This window comes from Mycobacterium sp. RTGN4 (assembly GCF_033804635.1).
Taxonomy (GTDB): Bacteria; Actinomycetota; Actinomycetes; order Mycobacteriales; family Mycobacteriaceae; genus Mycobacterium.
Map to the genome: position 1 here is coordinate 97,147 of NZ_JAPZLB010000019.1, position 15,335 is coordinate 112,481.

Consider the following 15,335-nt stretch of genomic DNA (forward strand, 5'->3'; position numbering starts at 1 on the left):
TTTGGATGAGTCTTGCGCAGCGCTATCTGGTGAACAACCGCTGGAGTTCCGTCAGCCACGGTACCGCGAGCGCGATGGTCGGCACGAGGAGCACAGCAGCCGCGGCGAGGTAGGCGAACACCGCCAACACCAAACTGTTGGGGCGGCCGCCAAGGCGCCGCACGCGCAACACGGTGGTCGGGCCACCCGCGGCGAGGGCGCCCGACGGGGTATGGCCGGAGGCGCACGCCACCAGCGCGCGGGCCAGGGGAGTGGGACCCGCGGTACGCACGGCGGCGTCGTCGGCGAGCAGTTCGATCAACAGCCGGACGGCGTCGAGCGCACTGCCGCTGCGGACGAAGCGGGGGAATGCGGCGTGGACTGCGGTGAACATCTCCAGCACCAGGTCGTGGCGGGCCCGCAGGTGGGCGCGCTCGTGGCTGAGGATGGCGGACATCTCCCCATCCGACAGCGCGCTCAAGGTGCCCTCGCTGACGACGACGCGACTGCGCACCCCGGGAAGGCAGTAGGCCAGCGGCTGCGCGACGTCGAGAATGCGAAGGCCGCTGGCCCGTGGCGCCGAATCATGGTCGATGCCAAGCAGATCGACCAGCATGCGGTGGTGAGCGCGGCGACGCCGCGTGGCGATCGCCACCTGAATCACGGCGACCGCGAGGCGAACCCCGACCATGAGCGTGAGCGCGAAGACCACGACGTAGAGCGTCCACAACGGCCAGCCCAGCACTTCGAGCTCGCTGGTCACCGTTGCCGTCGGGCGCCCATCGGGGCCCGGTACGAACAGGCGGCTGGCAATCGCCAGGCCCGCACTGAACGCCGAGAGCACCCCAGCAAGGGCGATGGCCTGCCACAGCACGATGGCGGCACGCGGCGCGCGCAACGGCCACGACGCTCTGGCCAGCATGGCCGGTACCGGCCCAACGAGTATCAGCGCGACGAGGGTGAAGGCCAGCGCGGACACACTGCCAGTGTCCCTCAGGCGGTGCCCTGATCGCCAGCCAACGGCGTACTGCGATGTTTGGCTTCCAGTTCGGCCAGCGCACGGCGTAGCGCAGCGGCCTCGTCCGCGCCCACCCGCTCGACGAAGTGGACCAGCGCGGCCTCGCGGCTCCCGGAGTCCGAGACTTGGTCGAGCGCGTCCACCATCAGGCCGGCGACGAGTTCATCGCGGCCGTGGGTGGGCGCGTACCGGTGAGCCCGATCATCGCGGTGCTGGACGACGAGATTCTTCTTGGCGAGCCGCTGGAGCACCGTCATGATGGTGGTGTAGGCCAGGTCACGGCGCGCCGAGAGGGCTTCGTGCACTTGGCGTACGGTCTGGGGTTCGCGCGAGGCCCACAGGTGATCCATCACCTCGCGTTCGAGTTCCCCGAGTCGCGTCAATTTGGCCCTCGTCCTATTAACAGACATAGTCCGTTCACTCTCCTGAGCAGTAAATCCAGAGTACTACGCGCGTACTACCGTGTGTCGTATCCAAACTCGGTGGGCGGTGTCGACTCCCGCATTGATGGATCCTTCGCCGGTCAGCGACCATTTCCCGCGACGCTGTGAGTCGAGTCACAAGGGGTTTCCCCTGCCGCCAGTCACACTATAGTAAGGCTAACCTAACTTGGAGGTGCCTTATGACCGTGGTCGTTGACGACCCACTGATCTCGCGCATGGCGATCAGCCACACGCTGCCCCTGCACGAGTCGAGCCGGCGACTGCGCGACCTCTATCCGGAATGTCCCCGCGTGTACGGCGTGGCCGTCATCGGCGACCTCACCCGCCGCAGGTGGTGGCCGCTGACGGAGGCGCTCACCACCGACCGCCTTCAGGTGATGTTCGACGCCGCCGCGGCCGAGACCGACAGCCGCCTGGCGGTGGCTCAGCAACTGGCCGCCACGCTGTCCCACGTGGTCATCGGCCGGGTCGTCCCGCTGCTCGCGCTCGAAGGCCGGGCGTGGGACACCGGCCTGGAGAACCTGTGGGTGCACGTCGACTCCGAGGGCGCGATCGATTGGGTCGGCGTTGCCGACCCCACATTGCGGGTGCTGCAAGAAGATCCGTACTTCAGCAGCCACTCGGGCTTTCGCAGGCGCCATCCCGCCAGGGATCGCATCGTCGCGCTGCCGAGCGAGGCGGCCTTGGCGACGTGGGTGGCCCATCGCAGCCATCGCGCGCTGCAGCCGTTGTTCGAGAAGCTGTGCGAAGTGAGCGAAGGCGCGATGTCGGTGTCTGCCATGTGGCACACCGTCGGCATTGCAGTCGTCGGCGCAGCCACCCAGGTTCCTCTTCTGGCGGGCTCGAGCGAACTGACGAGCATGCGACGGGCGCAGGCGGTGCTCGATGCGCTGGTCGGATTCGGCGCGCCAGTGCGCGGCCAGTCGCGTACCGGTCGAAGTAAGGTCTTGCTAAATTAGGGCAGCCTTGCCTATGCTTACGACACGAGATGTGGGCGAGGTTCGAGCCACATCGTCGAGAAACCACCGGACCGCACCGGAGTCCTGAGGGCTGCAGAGACTCCCGGTCCTCTCGAGGGCGGGCCCCGCACATCAGTGCGGGGCCCGCCCGCATCTTTGGGGTAGCCCACGAGTTCCAGGCGGGCGTCGGGTAGACAGATCGATGTGACGACTTGGATGCCAACCGACGTAGGCGGCGGATTCGACGACGAGCTCGGACTCACCTATCTGGACGTGAGTCCCGACAAGGTGACGGCGCAACTCACCATCACCGACAAACTGCTGCAGCCTCACGGCATCGTGCACGGCGGCGTGTACTGCTCGGTCGTGGAGAGCGTGGCCAGCGTGTCAGCGGCCGCCTGGCTTCAGGCCAGTGGCGGTGGAAACAAGGTCGTCGGGGTGAACAACAACACCGACTTCCTGCGGGCCATCATGGCGGGCATGGTCACCGCGGTGTCCACCCCGATCCATCGCGGCAGGCGTCAACAGCTGTGGCTCGTCGAGATCACCGACACCAACGACAAGATGGTGGCGCGCGGTCAGGTGCGCCTGCAGAACCTTCCTCCGGAGGCCTAGCGCCCTTCCGCCCGAGGGCCTACGGCCCAGGGCCGTTCGCGCGTGCGCTGCTGACTGTCGCGTGCCGTGGCAGGATCGCGCACTATGCGCCTGACCCCGCATGAGCAGGATCGCCTGCTCATCTCGTACGCGGCCGAACTTGCCCGTCGCCGTCAGGCGCGCGGATTGCGGCTGAACCATCCCGAAACCGTCGCCGTGATCACCGATCACCTGCTCGAGGGGGCACGCGACGGCCGCACGGTCGCGGAGCTCATGAACAGCGGGCGCGAGGTGCTTACCCGCGAAGACGTGATGGAGGGCGTGCCCGAAATGCTCCACGACGTCCAGGTCGAGGCCACCTTTCCGGACGGAACCAAACTCGTCACCGTCCATCACCCGATCCCGTGAGGTTGCGATGATCCCAGGAGAGGTCGTCTACGGCGACGGCGACATCGTGATCAACGAGGGCGCCGAACGGCTCGAGCTCAACGTCGTCAACAACGGCGATCGGCCCGTCCAGGTGGGCAGTCACGTTCACCTGCCGCAGGCCAACGCCGCCTTGGAGTTCGATCGCGTGGCCGCGCACGGGCACCGGCTCGACATTCCGGCAGGCACGGCAGTGCGCTTCGAACCCGGTGTTGCTCAACATGTTTCATTGGTCCCACTCAGCGGCACCCGCGAGGTGTGGGGGTTGTCGCTGAATCCGCCCGGAAAGCTGGACGCCTGATGAGTGAGCTGTCCCGCGCACGCTACGCAGCTTTGTTCGGACCCACTACCGGCGATCGGATCCGGCTGGCCGACACCGACCTGTTCATCGAAATCACCGAAGACCGCAGCGGTGGGCCGGGATTGGCGGGCGACGAAGCCGTCTTCGGCGGCGGCAAGGTGTTGCGCGAGTCCATGGGTCAGTCGCGAGCGACCCGCGCAGACGGCGCGCCGGACACCGTCATCACGGGCGTGGTGATCATCGATCACTGGGGAATCATCAAGGCCGACGTCGGGATTCGCGACGGCCGCATCACGGCGATCGGCAAGGCGGGCAACCCGGACATCATGTCGGGTGTCCATCCGGAGCTGGTCGTCGGCCCGTCGACCGAGATCATTGCGGGCAACGGGCGGATCCTGACCGCAGGCGCGATCGACTGCCACGTCCACCTGATCTGCCCGCAGATCATGGAAGAGGCCCTCGGCGGCGGCATCACCACGATCGTCGCGGGCGGCACCGGACCCGCAGAGGGCAGCAAGGCCACCACCGTCACGCCGGGCGCGTGGCACCTGGCCCGCATGCTCGAGGCGCTCGATCACTGGCCATTGAACGTCGCGCTCCTCGGCAAGGGCAACACCGTGAGCGCCGACGCCATGTGGGAGCAACTGCGTGCCGGCGCAGCAGGATTCAAGTTGCACGAGGACTGGGGCACGACGCCCGCTGCCATCGACGCGTGCCTGACCGTCGCCGAGGTCGCGGGGGTACAGGTCAACCTTCACTCGGACACACTCAACGAGGCCGGCTTCGTCGAGGACACGCTGGCCGCGATCAACGGCCGCGCCATCCACGCCTATCACACCGAGGGAGCGGGCGGCGGTCACGCGCCCGACATCATCACCGTGGTGTCGCACCCCAATGTGCTGCCCAGCTCCACCAACCCGACGCGGCCGCACACCGTCAACACGCTCGACGAGCACCTCGACATGCTGATGGTGTGCCACCACCTGAACCCAAGCGTCCCAGAGGATCTCGCGTTCGCCGAGAGCCGGATCCGGCCGTCGACGATCGCCGCGGAGGACCTGCTGCACGACATCGGCGCAATCTCGATGATCGGCAGCGACGCCCAGGCGATGGGGCGCATCGGCGAGGTGGTGCTGCGCACCTGGCAGACCGCCCACGTGATGAAGAAGCGCCGCGGCGCGCTGGAAGGAGACACGGCGGCCGACAACAACAGGGTGCGCCGCTACGTCGCCAAGTACACGATCTGCCCGGCCGTCGCACACGGCCTCGACCACGAGGTCGGTTCCGTCGAGGTCGGCAAGCTCGCCGACCTGGTGCTGTGGGAGCCCGCCTTCTTTGGAGTGCGACCGCACGCCGTGATCAAGGGCGGCATGATCGCGTGGGCGGCGATGGGCGACGCCAACGCCTCGATTCCCACCCCGCAACCGGTATTGCCACGCCCCATGTTCGGCGCCGCGCCTGTGGCGGCCGCGGCGACCTCGGTGCACTTCGTCGCGCCGCAGGCCATCGAGGACGGGCTCGCCGACCGGCTTGCGGTCAATCGCAGGCTGGTAGCGGTCGGGGACGTTCGGAAGGTCGGTAAAGCCCAGATGCCGCTCAACAGCGCACTGCCCAAGATCGAGGTCGACCCCGACACCTTCACCGTCACCATCGACGGCGACGTCTGGGCCGAACAGCCCGCCGTGGAACTCCCGATGGCACAACGCTATTTCCTGTTCTGATGACTAGCTTGCCTGGGCTGTCCACGTTGTTGGCATTGGCCGACTCGCGGCTCCCGACCGGCGGACACGTCCACTCCGGTGGCGTCGAAGAGGCCGTCACCAGCGGTCTTGTCGTAGACCTTGCGACGCTGCGCGCGTTCCTGCGCAGGCGGATCCGTACGCATGGGCTCGTCACCGCATCGGTGGCCGCAGCCGTGCATGCCGGCTCACTGAGTCTCCCGGAGGGCGACCGCGAATCCGATGCTCGCACACCGGCTCCCGCGGCACGCAGCGCATCGAGGGCGCAGGGCAGGGGCCTGGTCCGGCTGGCCCGCAAGGTATGGCCGGAGTGGGACTGGGACTCCGTCGGGGTCAAACCCCACCTTGGCGTTGCGGCGGGTGCCCTCGGCTCGGCCAGCGGCCTGCTCCCCGAGCAGACGGCGATCTCGGTGGTCTACACCACGATGACGGGCTCGGCGACCGCCGCCCAGCGCCTGCTTGCCCTCGATCCGGGTGACGTCGCGGCGCTCACGTTTACGCTCTCGCCGCTGTGCGACCAGACCGCCGCCGAGGCGGCCAAGGAACTCGCCGACCTGTCCGACCCGCTGCTCGACGCCTTGGCCCAGCGTCACGTCGAACGCGACCGTCCGCTCTTCGTCTCGTGACGCTCGACCCCCGAAAGGTGCCACATGCCACCACATCTGCTCGACGGCGAGCCCCACGCCCATACCGCTCGTCCCCGCCGCGTCCGCCACGCGGGCGAGCCGCTGCGCATCGGCATCGGCGGTCCCGTCGGTTCGGGGAAGACGGCACTCGTTGCCGCGCTGTGCCGACAGTTGCGCGACGAGTTGTCCCTTGCGGTACTGACGAACGACATCTACACCACCGAGGACGCCGACTTCCTTCGCAGACATGCCGTTCTTTCCGATGAGCGGATCGCGGCCGTGCAGACGGGTGGATGCCCGCACACGGCGATCCGCGACGACATCACTGCCAACCTCGACGCGATCGACGACCTCGTCGCGGCCAACCCGAAACTCGACCTGATCCTCGTCGAGTCAGGGGGAGACAATCTCACCGCGACGTTCTCCTCTGGCCTCGTCGACGTACAGATCTTCGTCGTCGACGTCGCGGGCGGCGACAAGGTGCCACGCAAGGGCGGACCCGGGGTGACGTTCTCGGATCTGTTGGTGATCAACAAGACCGACCTGGCCCCGATGGTGGGTGCCGACCTCGACGTCATGCGCAGGGACTCCGCGACGGTCCGCGGTGACCGCCCATTCGTCCTGATCTCGCTGACCGACGATCCGGCGGCGTCCCTGGTGCTGGACTGGGTCCATCAACAGCTCCGCGTTCCGGTGTAACGGTAACCGCCACAATGCTTTCCGATGTTCTGATCGTGGCAAGCCCCGACCGTTCGCCTCGGCTCGAGTGTGCGGGCGGGGTGGCGGCCCGCCGAACCGACGCCTTCACCGTTCACCTGATCTCGACCGCGGCGACGCCACTCGGCGGAGACACCATAAGAGTGCGCGTGATCGTCGAACCCGGTGCCGTGCTCCGGCTGCGCACCGCCGCGGCCACCATGGCGATGCCGGGCGCGCTCACCATGGAGTCACGCGCAGACTGGGAACTCGAGGTGGCAGGTCATCTCGACGTCGACCCTCAACCGACCATCGTCGCCGGGCAGGCGAGGCACGTGACGTCAATGCGCCTGTCGGTGACGGGGGAGGGCCGCGTACGCCTGCGCGAGCGCATTCAGGTCGGCAGATCTGGCGAGCGCCAAGGCTTTTGGACGGGCACCCTGCGCGCCGACGTAGATGGTGCGCCGCTGTTGCGGCACCGCATCGAGTTGGGCGCAGGCTCGGTGAACGACGACGAACTCGGCACACCGCTCGCCTGCATCAGCGAATTGCGCTATCCGGAAACGGAGTTCGACGGCGTCGGCACCAAACTCAACCTCGCCGCGGGCGGATGCCTGGCCACCTGGCAGGGCGAACGGCTACTCAGCTAGCAGCCTTCTCCTGCACTGCCGCCGCAGCCATGTCCTCGAGCTGCTCGATCCGGGTTCTCGCGTACGCCTGCTGCTCGGTGATGGTCAGTTGACCGCGGCTGCGGCTCAGGAACGTCACCGCCCAGGACAACAGCGTGGCAATCTTGGTCTTGAAGCCGACCAGATAGATCAGGTGCAGGCCGAGCCAGGCGAGCCAGGCGAAGAAGCCGCCGAACTCCAGCTTGCCGACCTGGGCGACCGCGTTGTACTTCGACACCGTGGCCATCGAACCCTTGTCGAAGTACTTGAACGGCTCGCGGGGCTTCGGCACATTGCCGTGCGCGCGCGCCGCGACCTCGTTCTGAATGATCTTCGAGACGTACTTGGCGCCTTGGATGGCACCCTGCGCCATGCCTGGCACGCCGTCGACGAAGGCCATGTCGCCAACGACGAAGACGTGCGGATAGCCGGGGATCGACAGATCCGGATTGACCTTCACCCGACCGGCGCGGTCGATCTCGGTCTCGGACTGCTCAGCCAGGTCCCTGCCGAGCGGGCTGGCCTGCACACCGGCCGACCACACCTTGCACGCCGACTCGATGCGCCGGATGGTGCCGTCTTTGTCCTTGACGGTGAGGCCGTTGCGGTCCACGTCGGTGACCATGGCGTTGAGCTGGATCTCGACGCCCATCTTCTCCAGCCGAGCCTTCGCCTTCAGCCCGAGCTTCTCGCCCATCGGCGGCAGCACGGCGGGAGCCGCGTCCAGCAGGATGACGTGCGCCTCGGTCGGGTCGATGTGCCGGAAACTGCCCTTGAGCGTCTGGTCGGCCAACTCCTGGATCTGGCCGGCCATCTCGACGCCCGTCGGGCCAGCGCCCACCACGACAAAGGTCAACAGCTTCGAGCGACGCACAGGGTCACTTGACCGCTCGGCCTGCTCGAAGGCGCCGAGAATGCGCCCACGCAGTTCGAGCGCATCGTCGATCGACTTCATGCCGGGGGCGAACTCGGCGAAGTGGTCGTTGCCGAAGTAGGACTGGCCTGCGCCCGCGGCGATGATAAGCGTGTCGTACGGGGTCGTGTAATCGTGCCCGAGCAGTTCAGACGTGACGGTCTGGTGCTCGAGATCGATGTGGGTGACGTCTCCGAGCAGCACCTGCGCGTTCTCCTGCTTGCGCAGGATCAGCCGGGTCGGTGGGGCGATCTCACCTTCGGAGATGATGCCCGTCGCCACCTGGTACAGCAGCGGCTGGAACAGGTGATGCGTCGTGCGCGCGATCAGCTTGATGTCGACATCGGTTCGCTTGAGCTTCTGGGCGGCGTTCAAACCGCCGAACCCCGAACCGATGATGACGACCTTATGCCGATCCGATGCCGTAGCTCCGGGGTGGCTCATTGCTGCTCCTCGCCGACGAAAACCTAATCAATACAACCCATAGGTTAGTCGGCCGCCATCCCGCCAGCGCGGTGAGATAACCCACCACGCCAATTGTTCATCCCGGGGGGCTTCGCTCCAGCCCCTCGGAAGTTCACCCGTTGATCAGCGGCTTGAGCTCCTCCGCGACCGCCGTGATGAGCCCGGGCACGTAGCCCTGAATGTTCGTCGGCATGTTCATGATCACCCCGTTGACACCGGCGTCGAACACCTTCGCCCTGATCTGTTCGGCCACCTGCTTGGCGCTGCCCACGGCCGTCCGTTGCACGATTTCGGGGGGAATCACGTCGACGCTCACGTGCTCGTCGACGAACGCCGTGACGAGCGCGCTGGTCTCGAGCGTCGCCGGGTCGCGGCCGAGTTCGTCACAGCTGCGCTTGACGACGTCCAGCTTGCCGGGGAGCTCGTCGAAGCCCGCCGTCAGGTTGAGGTGATCGAAGTGCCTGGCGGCGAGCGGGATGGTCTTCTTCTCGCCCTTGCCGCCGATCAGTAGCGGAATGTGTTCGCGGAAGCGAGGTTCCGCCATCGCCTCGACGGTGCGGTAGTGCTTTCCGGTGAACGTCGGCCGCTTGCCCTCGAGCATCGGCAGGATGATCTGCAACGCCTCGCCGAGCTTGTTGAAACGGTCGGTGAAGGTGCCGAACTCGAACCCGAGCGAGTCGTGCTCGAACTCGAACCAACCGGTGCCGATGCCCAGGATGGCGCGGCCCTGACTCACGACGTCGAGCGTGGTGATGGCCTTGGCCAGGTGCGCCGGGTTGCGATAGCTGTTGCCCGTCACCATCGTGCCGAGCGCCACCCGCTCCGTTGCCGTGGCCAACGCCCCCAGCGCGGTGTAGGCCTCCAGCATCGGCTGATCCGGGGTGCCCAGCATGGGCAGTTGATAGAAGTGGTCCATCACGAAGACCGAGTCGAAACCCGCCGCCTCGGCTTCCCGAGCTTGCGCGATGACGGTGGGGAACAACTCGTCGACCCCGGTGCCGTAGGAGAAGTTGGGAATCTGGAGCCCGAGTCGAATGCTCATCCGCTCACCCGGCGAGGTGCGGCTTGAGCAGCTCGGCGACCGCGGTGGCACCGCCGGGCTGGTAGCCGTTCAGGCTCGTCACCGGGCTGATGATGACGCCGTCGACCCCGGCATCGAGCACCTTGGTCTTGATCTGGTCGGCCACTTGCTCCGGGCTGCCGAACACGGCCTGCTGCTTGAAGTCGTCGGGAACGAAGTCCGCCGTGACGTTCTCGTCGATGATCGCGATGACGAGCATGCTGGTCTCCAGCGTGGCCGGATCCCGCCCGATCTTCTCGCAGCTCTCGCGGACCACCTGCACCTTACGGGGCAGCTCGTCGAAGCCGGCGATGATGTTGAGGTGGTCGAATTCCTTGGCCGCCAACGGAATCGTCTTCTTCTCGCCGCTACCACCGATCATCAGCGGAATGTGATCGCGGAACCGCGGCTCGGCCATCGCCTCCTGGGTGCGGTAGTACTTTCCGGTGACGGTGGGGCGCTTGCCTTCCAACATCGGCAGGATGATCTCGAGCGCTTCGTAGAGCCGGTTGAAACGGTCGGTGAACGTGCCGAAGTCATAGCCCAGCGAGTCGTGCTCGAGCTCGAACCAACCGGTGCCGATGCCGAGGATGGCGCGGCCCTGGCTGATGACGTCGAGCGTGGTGATGGCCTTGGCCAGCAGCGTCGGGTTGCGGTAGGTGTTGCCGGTGACCAGGGTGCCCAACTGCACGCTTTCGGTGGCCGCGGCGAGCGCGCCCAGCGCGGTGTAGGCCTCCAGCATCGGCTGGTCGGGCGTGCCGAGCCCTGGCAGTTGATAGAAGTGGTCCATCAGGAAGACCGAGTCATAGCCCGCCGCTTCGGCTTCCTTGGCCTGTGCGATGACAGTGGGGAAGATTTCGTTGACGCCGGTGCCGTAGGAGAAGTTGGGGATCTGAAGTCCGAGTCGAATGCTCACGAATTCGACCTAACCACCGATCGAGCCGGAGGGCCGTCCGTTTCGCTTGGCGCGAAGCCGGAATAAATCGCAGTTCAGCCGAAATTGGCGAGCGCGCCGTGGCTTACATGCAACGTCTGCCCCGTGATGTGCCGCGCGGACGGCGTGGTGAGGAACAGTGCGAGCCTGGCGATCTCGGAGGCCACCGACGACGGAGTGCCACCGATGCCGTCGTAGCCGGGTTCGGCGCCGCGTCCGGCGGCCACGGTGTTGACGGTGATCCCACGGATTCCGAAGTGAGTGGCCTGACCGGCCGTCCAGTTGGAGACCGCGGCCTTGATGGCAGCTTCCGAACTGCCCTCGCGCGGGCTCTCTGGCACGACGTTGACGATCGCGCCTCCGGACCGCAGATGGTCGCCAAGGATTTGGACGGTCAGCACCGCCGACAGCAACGTGGCGTCGAGCGAACTACGCCAGGCGGCGGCCTGGTCGGCGAGGGTGAACGTGCGTGGGTCGCCGCCGACCCAAAGGGGTGCGGGCACGTTGACGATGGTGTCGAGGTGGTGGGGGAACAGGCTGCGCGCCTCTTCGAGGCTGGCCGCATCGGTGTTGTCGAACACGATCGAGTCGACTTCGAGCTCCTTGGCGGCGACCTCGAGGTCGTCGCGACGGGCGCCTGCGATCACCACGGTGTGCCCTGCATCGCGGAAACCCTCCGCAATGGTGCGTCCGAGTTCGGTGTCGCCACCGGTTAGCAGCATGTCCATGGCCACGACCTCCTCGTGTTCAACGCTGAACCCAGCGAGTCGAGCGTTATGTTACTGGACAGTAGCTAGCCGAGGAAATCGCCACGCGGAGATCTGCGGACAGTCCGGTTTCGTTTGCCCTAGGGTTTCACCGTGCCGAGCATCCGCCGCGAGCCTTGACCCATTCGACCGGCCTGCCCCGGTGGCTCTATTTCCCTGCCGCAGTGGGGGCGATCTTCGTGGTGCTGCCGCTCGTTGCGGTCGCAGCCAGGGTCGACTGGTCGCAGTTCTGGTCACTGATCACGAGCACCTCGTCGTTGACCGCCTTGAAACTCAGCCTGAAGACATCCGCGGTGAGCACCACGCTGTGCATTGCATTCGGCGTGCCGATGGCCATGGTCTTTGCCCGCAATCAGTCCAGGCTGGTGCGATGGACGCGACCGCTGATCCTGTTGCCGCTGGTGCTGCCGCCGGTCGTCGGCGGAATCGCGCTGCTGTACGCGTTCGGCAGGCTGGGGCTGATCGGTCGGTACCTCGACGCCGCGGGCATTCACATCGCGTTCACGACATCGGCCGTGGTGTTGGCCCAGACGTTCGTGTCACTGCCCTTCCTGGTCATCGCACTCGAGGGTGCCGCACGCACCGCAGGCTCCCAGTTCGAGGTGGTCGCAGCCACCCTCGGCGTCCGCCCGACCATCGTGTGGTGGCGGGTGTCGCTGCCGCTGTTGGCGCCCGGGTTGGTGTCGGGGGCGGTGCTGGCGTTCGCCAGATCGTTGGGGGAGTTCGGCGCGACCCTGACGTTCGCCGGGTCGCGGGAGGGCGTGACGCGGACGCTGCCGCTGGAGATCTACCTGCAACGCGAGACCGACGCCGACGCCGCCGTCGCGCTGTCGATGCTCTTGGTGGCGGTCGCCGCCGTGGTCGTGCTCGGGCTTGGTAGCCGACGACTGAAGGCGGGTGGCGTCAGTGGCTGGTGAGCATTCCGGCGGGGCAGACGCGAAGCGCCTCAGGGGCTGTGCGACGTGAGCGGCATCGAGGTGCGCGCGGTAGTCGAAAGTCGGCGGCTGGACGTGGAATTGAGCGTCGAGCCAGGCGAAGTAGTCGCACTGCTCGGCGCGAACGGGGCAGGCAAGTCGACCGTGCTCAACGTGATCGCAGGACTGGTCCGGCCCGACTTTGCGACCGTGCGCTTGGGAAAGCGAGTGCTGACCGACACGTGGGCGGGCATCAACGTCGCTCCCCACGACCGCAGGGTCGGCTTGCTCATGCAGGATCCGCTGCTCTTCCCGCATCTGAACGTGGTCACCAATGTCGCGTTCGGGCCGCGCAGCGGAAAACGACTTGGCCGCAACGAATCTCGACAGTTGGCCGATCGATGGCTCACAGAGGTGGACGCCGAGAAGCTCACCTACCACATGCCGCGGCAGCTGTCCGGAGGGCAAGCTCAGCGCGTCGCGCTCGCCCGCGCTCTTGCCGTCGACCCCGAAGTGCTGCTGCTCGACGAGCCGATGGCGGGTTTCGACGTCGGAGTAGCCACCGCGATGCGCCAGCTCTTGCGTCGGGTGCTCGCGCGCAACGGGCGATCCGCGCTATTGGTCACGCACGATCTGCTCGACGTCGTCACGCTCGCCGATCGCGTCGTCGTGCTCGAATCGGGCCACATCGTCGAATCCGGGCCGACGGCGGCGATTCTCGCCGCGCCGCGCAGCCGGTTCGGGGCGCGCTTCGCAGGCGTCAACCTGGTCGGTGGGCGGTTTGGCGCCGGTGGGGTGCTCACCACCGAGTGGGGCACGACGTGGCACGGCACCGCGAGTGGTGACATGCCCGTCGATGCCCCAGCGGTTGCCGTCTTCCCACCGGCGGCGGTCGCCGTGTACCGAAACGAACCGCACGGCAGCCCGCGCAACGTCATCGCGGTGACCGTCGCCGAACTAGAGAGCGGCGGACCGGCGGTGCGCGTGCGCGCCGAGGAGCAACTCGACGGCTCGCCCGGGCTGGCCGCTGACGTGACGGCGGAATCGGCGGTCGAGCTGAGGCTGACGCCGGGGGAGCGCGTGTACTTCGTGGTGAAGTCCCAGGAGGTCATGCTCCACCCCATGCCGTAACGACCGCTCGCACCCGGGCGATCAACGGACGAGACCTCGGGATGGCGTCGCTTTACGGCCTCCCGCGTCTTTTGCTGCCAGCAACCTTCCCCATGTAGCCATGACTGGGCTTATCGGTGCACAGCTATTTCCAAGAATGACAACCTAAGAACAACTCACACTTGCGTCACGGCGGTAACACGGTAGTTTCTTCCCCATGCAGCACCCGGACGCACGTGGTCGACACCCCAAGACCCTCATGAGATCGCTGGCGATCGCCGCCGTCACGGGCGCTACGGCGGTGTCGCTCGCCTTCCCCGGCGGCCTGGCGTTCGCTGACCCGGAGCCGGTTCCTCCTCCGCCGGCGCCCGGCCTGCCGGTCCCGCCCCCGCCGCCAGGAGTGCCGCTCCCTCCGCCTGATCCGAACGCACCTCCGCCGGATCCCAACGCGCCCCCGCCCGACCCCAACGCGCCGCCGGGCGCCGTCGCGCCCGTACCGCCGCCACCGGAACCCGGCCGCGTCGACAACGCCTCTGGCGGATTCAGCTACGTCGTGCCTGCCGGCTGGAAGGTGTCGGACAACACCAATCTGTCCTACGGCCAAGCGCTGTTGACCAGGATTCCGGCACCCGGCACCGAGCAGGCTCCGACGGACACCAGCGTGCTGCTGGGCCGTCTCGACCTCAAGCTGTTCGCTGGGGCCGAGACGGACAACGCCAAGGCCGCGACCCGACTCGCATCCGACATGGGCGAGTTCTTCATGCCATTCGCCGGTACCCGCAACGATCAGCAGGCCGGGCCGCTCAACGCCGGGGGCTTGCCAGGGGCGTTCTCGTCCTACTCGGTGAAGTTCACCGACACCACCAAGCCCGACGGGCAGATCTGGGCCGGCGTGGTCGGGCAAACGGCAGCGCCGGGAACACCGCGCGGCCAGCGGGCCCCCGAGCGTTGGTTCGTGGTCTGGCTCGGTTCGGCCACCAACCCCGTGGACAAGGCCAACGCGGCGGTGCTGGCTCAGTCGATCCGCCCGTTTACGCCGCCGCCTCCGCCGGAGGCTCCACCACCGGACCCGAACGCTCCTCCGCCAGACCCGAACGCACCGGCGCCGAGGCCCGGCGTCGGGGTGCCGGTACCGGTGGAGAATGCTCCGCCCGAGATGATGCCCGGGGGCTAGCAAAGCCGGTAGGACAGCGTTTTCGTAAACGTTTCGCACGTCGAATCGTTACGCTCGGCGGGTATACCGGAAGGTGACTCAGCAGCCGCTGGGGCCGTGCTGGCAAAAGGAGTTCGACATGGAAATCGTTGCGGCAACCGAGTTCTTGGCTCGGTCGAGCACGCTGACCAGCGTGGGATGGATCGGCTACATCATCATCGGCGCGATTGCGGGATGGCTCGCGGGCAAGATCGTCAAGGGCGCGGGCTCGGGCATCTTGATGAACATCGTCATCGGCATCATTGGCGCGCTGATCGGCGGCTTCCTGCTCAGCTTCATCCTCAATACCGCGGGAGGTGGCTGGTTCTTCACGTTGTTCACCGCCGTGCTCGGCTCGGTGATCCTCTTGTGGCTGGTCGGATTGGTACGCAAGACGTAGTCGCGATTCACCAGCGCTTCGACTAATGGGAGTCGATGAGCGTGGCGTTGACTGGTTTGGGAGCCGGTTGGCGGGACGCTGATCATTGAGCCGCTGGCCGGTGAGCACTGCTTTCGACTGGGATGAACGTT

Annotated in this window: 18 protein-coding genes; 12 read left to right on the forward strand and 6 right to left on the reverse strand. The window is 66.9% G+C overall.

Annotated elements, in window-relative coordinates; genetic code table 11:
* Positions 1 to 22: 22 nt before the first annotated feature.
* Positions 23 to 958, reverse strand: a complete 936-nt coding sequence (locus SLQ30_RS29810; RefSeq protein ID WP_319450474.1) for a M56 family metallopeptidase — start codon at positions 956 to 958, stop codon at positions 23 to 25.
* A gap of 14 nt (positions 959 to 972) precedes the next feature.
* Positions 973 to 1,407, reverse strand: a complete 435-nt coding sequence (locus SLQ30_RS29815; protein WP_319450473.1) for a BlaI/MecI/CopY family transcriptional regulator — start codon at positions 1,405 to 1,407, stop codon at positions 973 to 975.
* Between the two features lie 212 nt (positions 1,408 to 1,619).
* On the opposite strand from SLQ30_RS29815, the gene SLQ30_RS29820 reads away from it, so the two are divergent.
* The 8 genes from SLQ30_RS29820 (at position 1,620) to SLQ30_RS29855 (ending at position 7,431) form a co-directional block, all read left to right on the forward strand.
* Positions 1,620 to 2,399: an iron reductase gene (locus SLQ30_RS29820; protein ID WP_319450472.1), complete on the forward strand. Its 780-nt coding sequence runs from the start codon at positions 1,620 to 1,622 to the stop codon at positions 2,397 to 2,399.
* A gap of 216 nt (positions 2,400 to 2,615) precedes the next feature.
* A complete protein-coding gene (locus SLQ30_RS29825; RefSeq protein WP_413468215.1) occupies positions 2,616 to 3,014 on the forward strand; it encodes a PaaI family thioesterase in 399 nt (132 codons plus the stop codon).
* 84 nt (positions 3,015 to 3,098) lie between these two features.
* Positions 3,099 to 3,401, forward strand: coding sequence for an urease subunit gamma (locus SLQ30_RS29830; protein ID WP_319450470.1), 303 nt, complete (start codon positions 3,099 to 3,101; stop codon positions 3,399 to 3,401).
* 7 nt (positions 3,402 to 3,408) lie between these two features.
* A complete protein-coding gene (locus SLQ30_RS29835; RefSeq protein WP_319450469.1) occupies positions 3,409 to 3,720 on the forward strand; it encodes an urease subunit beta in 312 nt (103 codons plus the stop codon).
* Complete coding sequence (locus SLQ30_RS29840) at positions 3,720 to 5,441, forward strand: urease subunit alpha (RefSeq protein ID WP_319450468.1); 1,722 nt, start codon at positions 3,720 to 3,722, stop codon at positions 5,439 to 5,441. The genes SLQ30_RS29835 and SLQ30_RS29840 overlap by 1 nt, the downstream gene beginning before the upstream one ends.
* A gap of 8 nt (positions 5,442 to 5,449) precedes the next feature.
* Positions 5,450 to 6,085, forward strand: coding sequence for an urease accessory protein UreF (locus SLQ30_RS29845; RefSeq protein WP_319450561.1), 636 nt, complete (start codon positions 5,450 to 5,452; stop codon positions 6,083 to 6,085).
* A 24-nt stretch (positions 6,086 to 6,109) separates the two neighbouring features.
* Positions 6,110 to 6,784 (forward strand): urease accessory protein UreG, encoded by a 675-nt coding sequence (ureG, locus tag SLQ30_RS29850; RefSeq protein ID WP_319450467.1) that lies wholly within the window; start codon positions 6,110 to 6,112, stop codon positions 6,782 to 6,784.
* A 14-nt stretch (positions 6,785 to 6,798) separates the two neighbouring features.
* Complete coding sequence (locus SLQ30_RS29855; RefSeq protein WP_319450466.1) at positions 6,799 to 7,431, forward strand: urease accessory protein UreD; 633 nt, start codon at positions 6,799 to 6,801, stop codon at positions 7,429 to 7,431.
* Here the strand turns inward: SLQ30_RS29855 and SLQ30_RS29860 are convergent.
* The 4 genes from SLQ30_RS29860 to SLQ30_RS29875 all read right to left on the reverse strand — a co-directional run bounded on the left by SLQ30_RS29860 (position 7,424) and on the right by SLQ30_RS29875 (position 11,549).
* The gene (locus tag SLQ30_RS29860) at positions 7,424 to 8,806 is read right to left on the reverse strand and encodes an NAD(P)/FAD-dependent oxidoreductase (RefSeq protein ID WP_319450465.1); all 1,383 of its coding nucleotides are present in this window, start codon (positions 8,804 to 8,806) and stop codon (positions 7,424 to 7,426) included. The two genes, SLQ30_RS29855 and SLQ30_RS29860, sit on opposite strands and share 8 nt — an antisense overlap.
* A 133-nt stretch (positions 8,807 to 8,939) precedes the next feature.
* Positions 8,940 to 9,869, reverse strand: a complete 930-nt coding sequence (locus tag SLQ30_RS29865; RefSeq protein WP_319450464.1) for an LLM class F420-dependent oxidoreductase — start codon at positions 9,867 to 9,869, stop codon at positions 8,940 to 8,942.
* A gap of 4 nt (positions 9,870 to 9,873) precedes the next feature.
* Positions 9,874 to 10,803, reverse strand: coding sequence for an LLM class F420-dependent oxidoreductase (locus SLQ30_RS29870; protein ID WP_319450463.1), 930 nt, complete (start codon positions 10,801 to 10,803; stop codon positions 9,874 to 9,876).
* Positions 10,804 to 10,877: 74 nt separating this feature from the next.
* Positions 10,878 to 11,549, reverse strand: coding sequence for an SDR family oxidoreductase (locus SLQ30_RS29875; protein ID WP_319450462.1), 672 nt, complete (start codon positions 11,547 to 11,549; stop codon positions 10,878 to 10,880).
* 155 nt (positions 11,550 to 11,704) lie between these two features.
* Between SLQ30_RS29875 and SLQ30_RS29880 the strand changes: the two genes are divergently transcribed.
* From SLQ30_RS29880 to SLQ30_RS29900, 4 genes are all read left to right on the forward strand, one after another.
* Positions 11,705 to 12,505, forward strand: a complete 801-nt coding sequence (locus SLQ30_RS29880) for an ABC transporter permease (RefSeq protein WP_319450461.1) — start codon at positions 11,705 to 11,707, stop codon at positions 12,503 to 12,505.
* 45 nt (positions 12,506 to 12,550) lie between these two features.
* Positions 12,551 to 13,633 (forward strand): sulfate/molybdate ABC transporter ATP-binding protein, encoded by a 1,083-nt coding sequence (locus SLQ30_RS33200; RefSeq protein WP_413468216.1) that lies wholly within the window; start codon positions 12,551 to 12,553, stop codon positions 13,631 to 13,633.
* Between the two features lie 196 nt (positions 13,634 to 13,829).
* Positions 13,830 to 14,786, forward strand: coding sequence for an APA family fibronectin-binding glycoprotein (locus SLQ30_RS29895; RefSeq protein WP_319450460.1), 957 nt, complete (start codon positions 13,830 to 13,832; stop codon positions 14,784 to 14,786).
* Between the two features lie 118 nt (positions 14,787 to 14,904).
* Positions 14,905 to 15,204, forward strand: coding sequence for a GlsB/YeaQ/YmgE family stress response membrane protein (locus SLQ30_RS29900; RefSeq protein ID WP_319450459.1), 300 nt, complete (start codon positions 14,905 to 14,907; stop codon positions 15,202 to 15,204).
* The last annotated feature ends 131 nt before the right edge of the window (positions 15,205 to 15,335 follow it).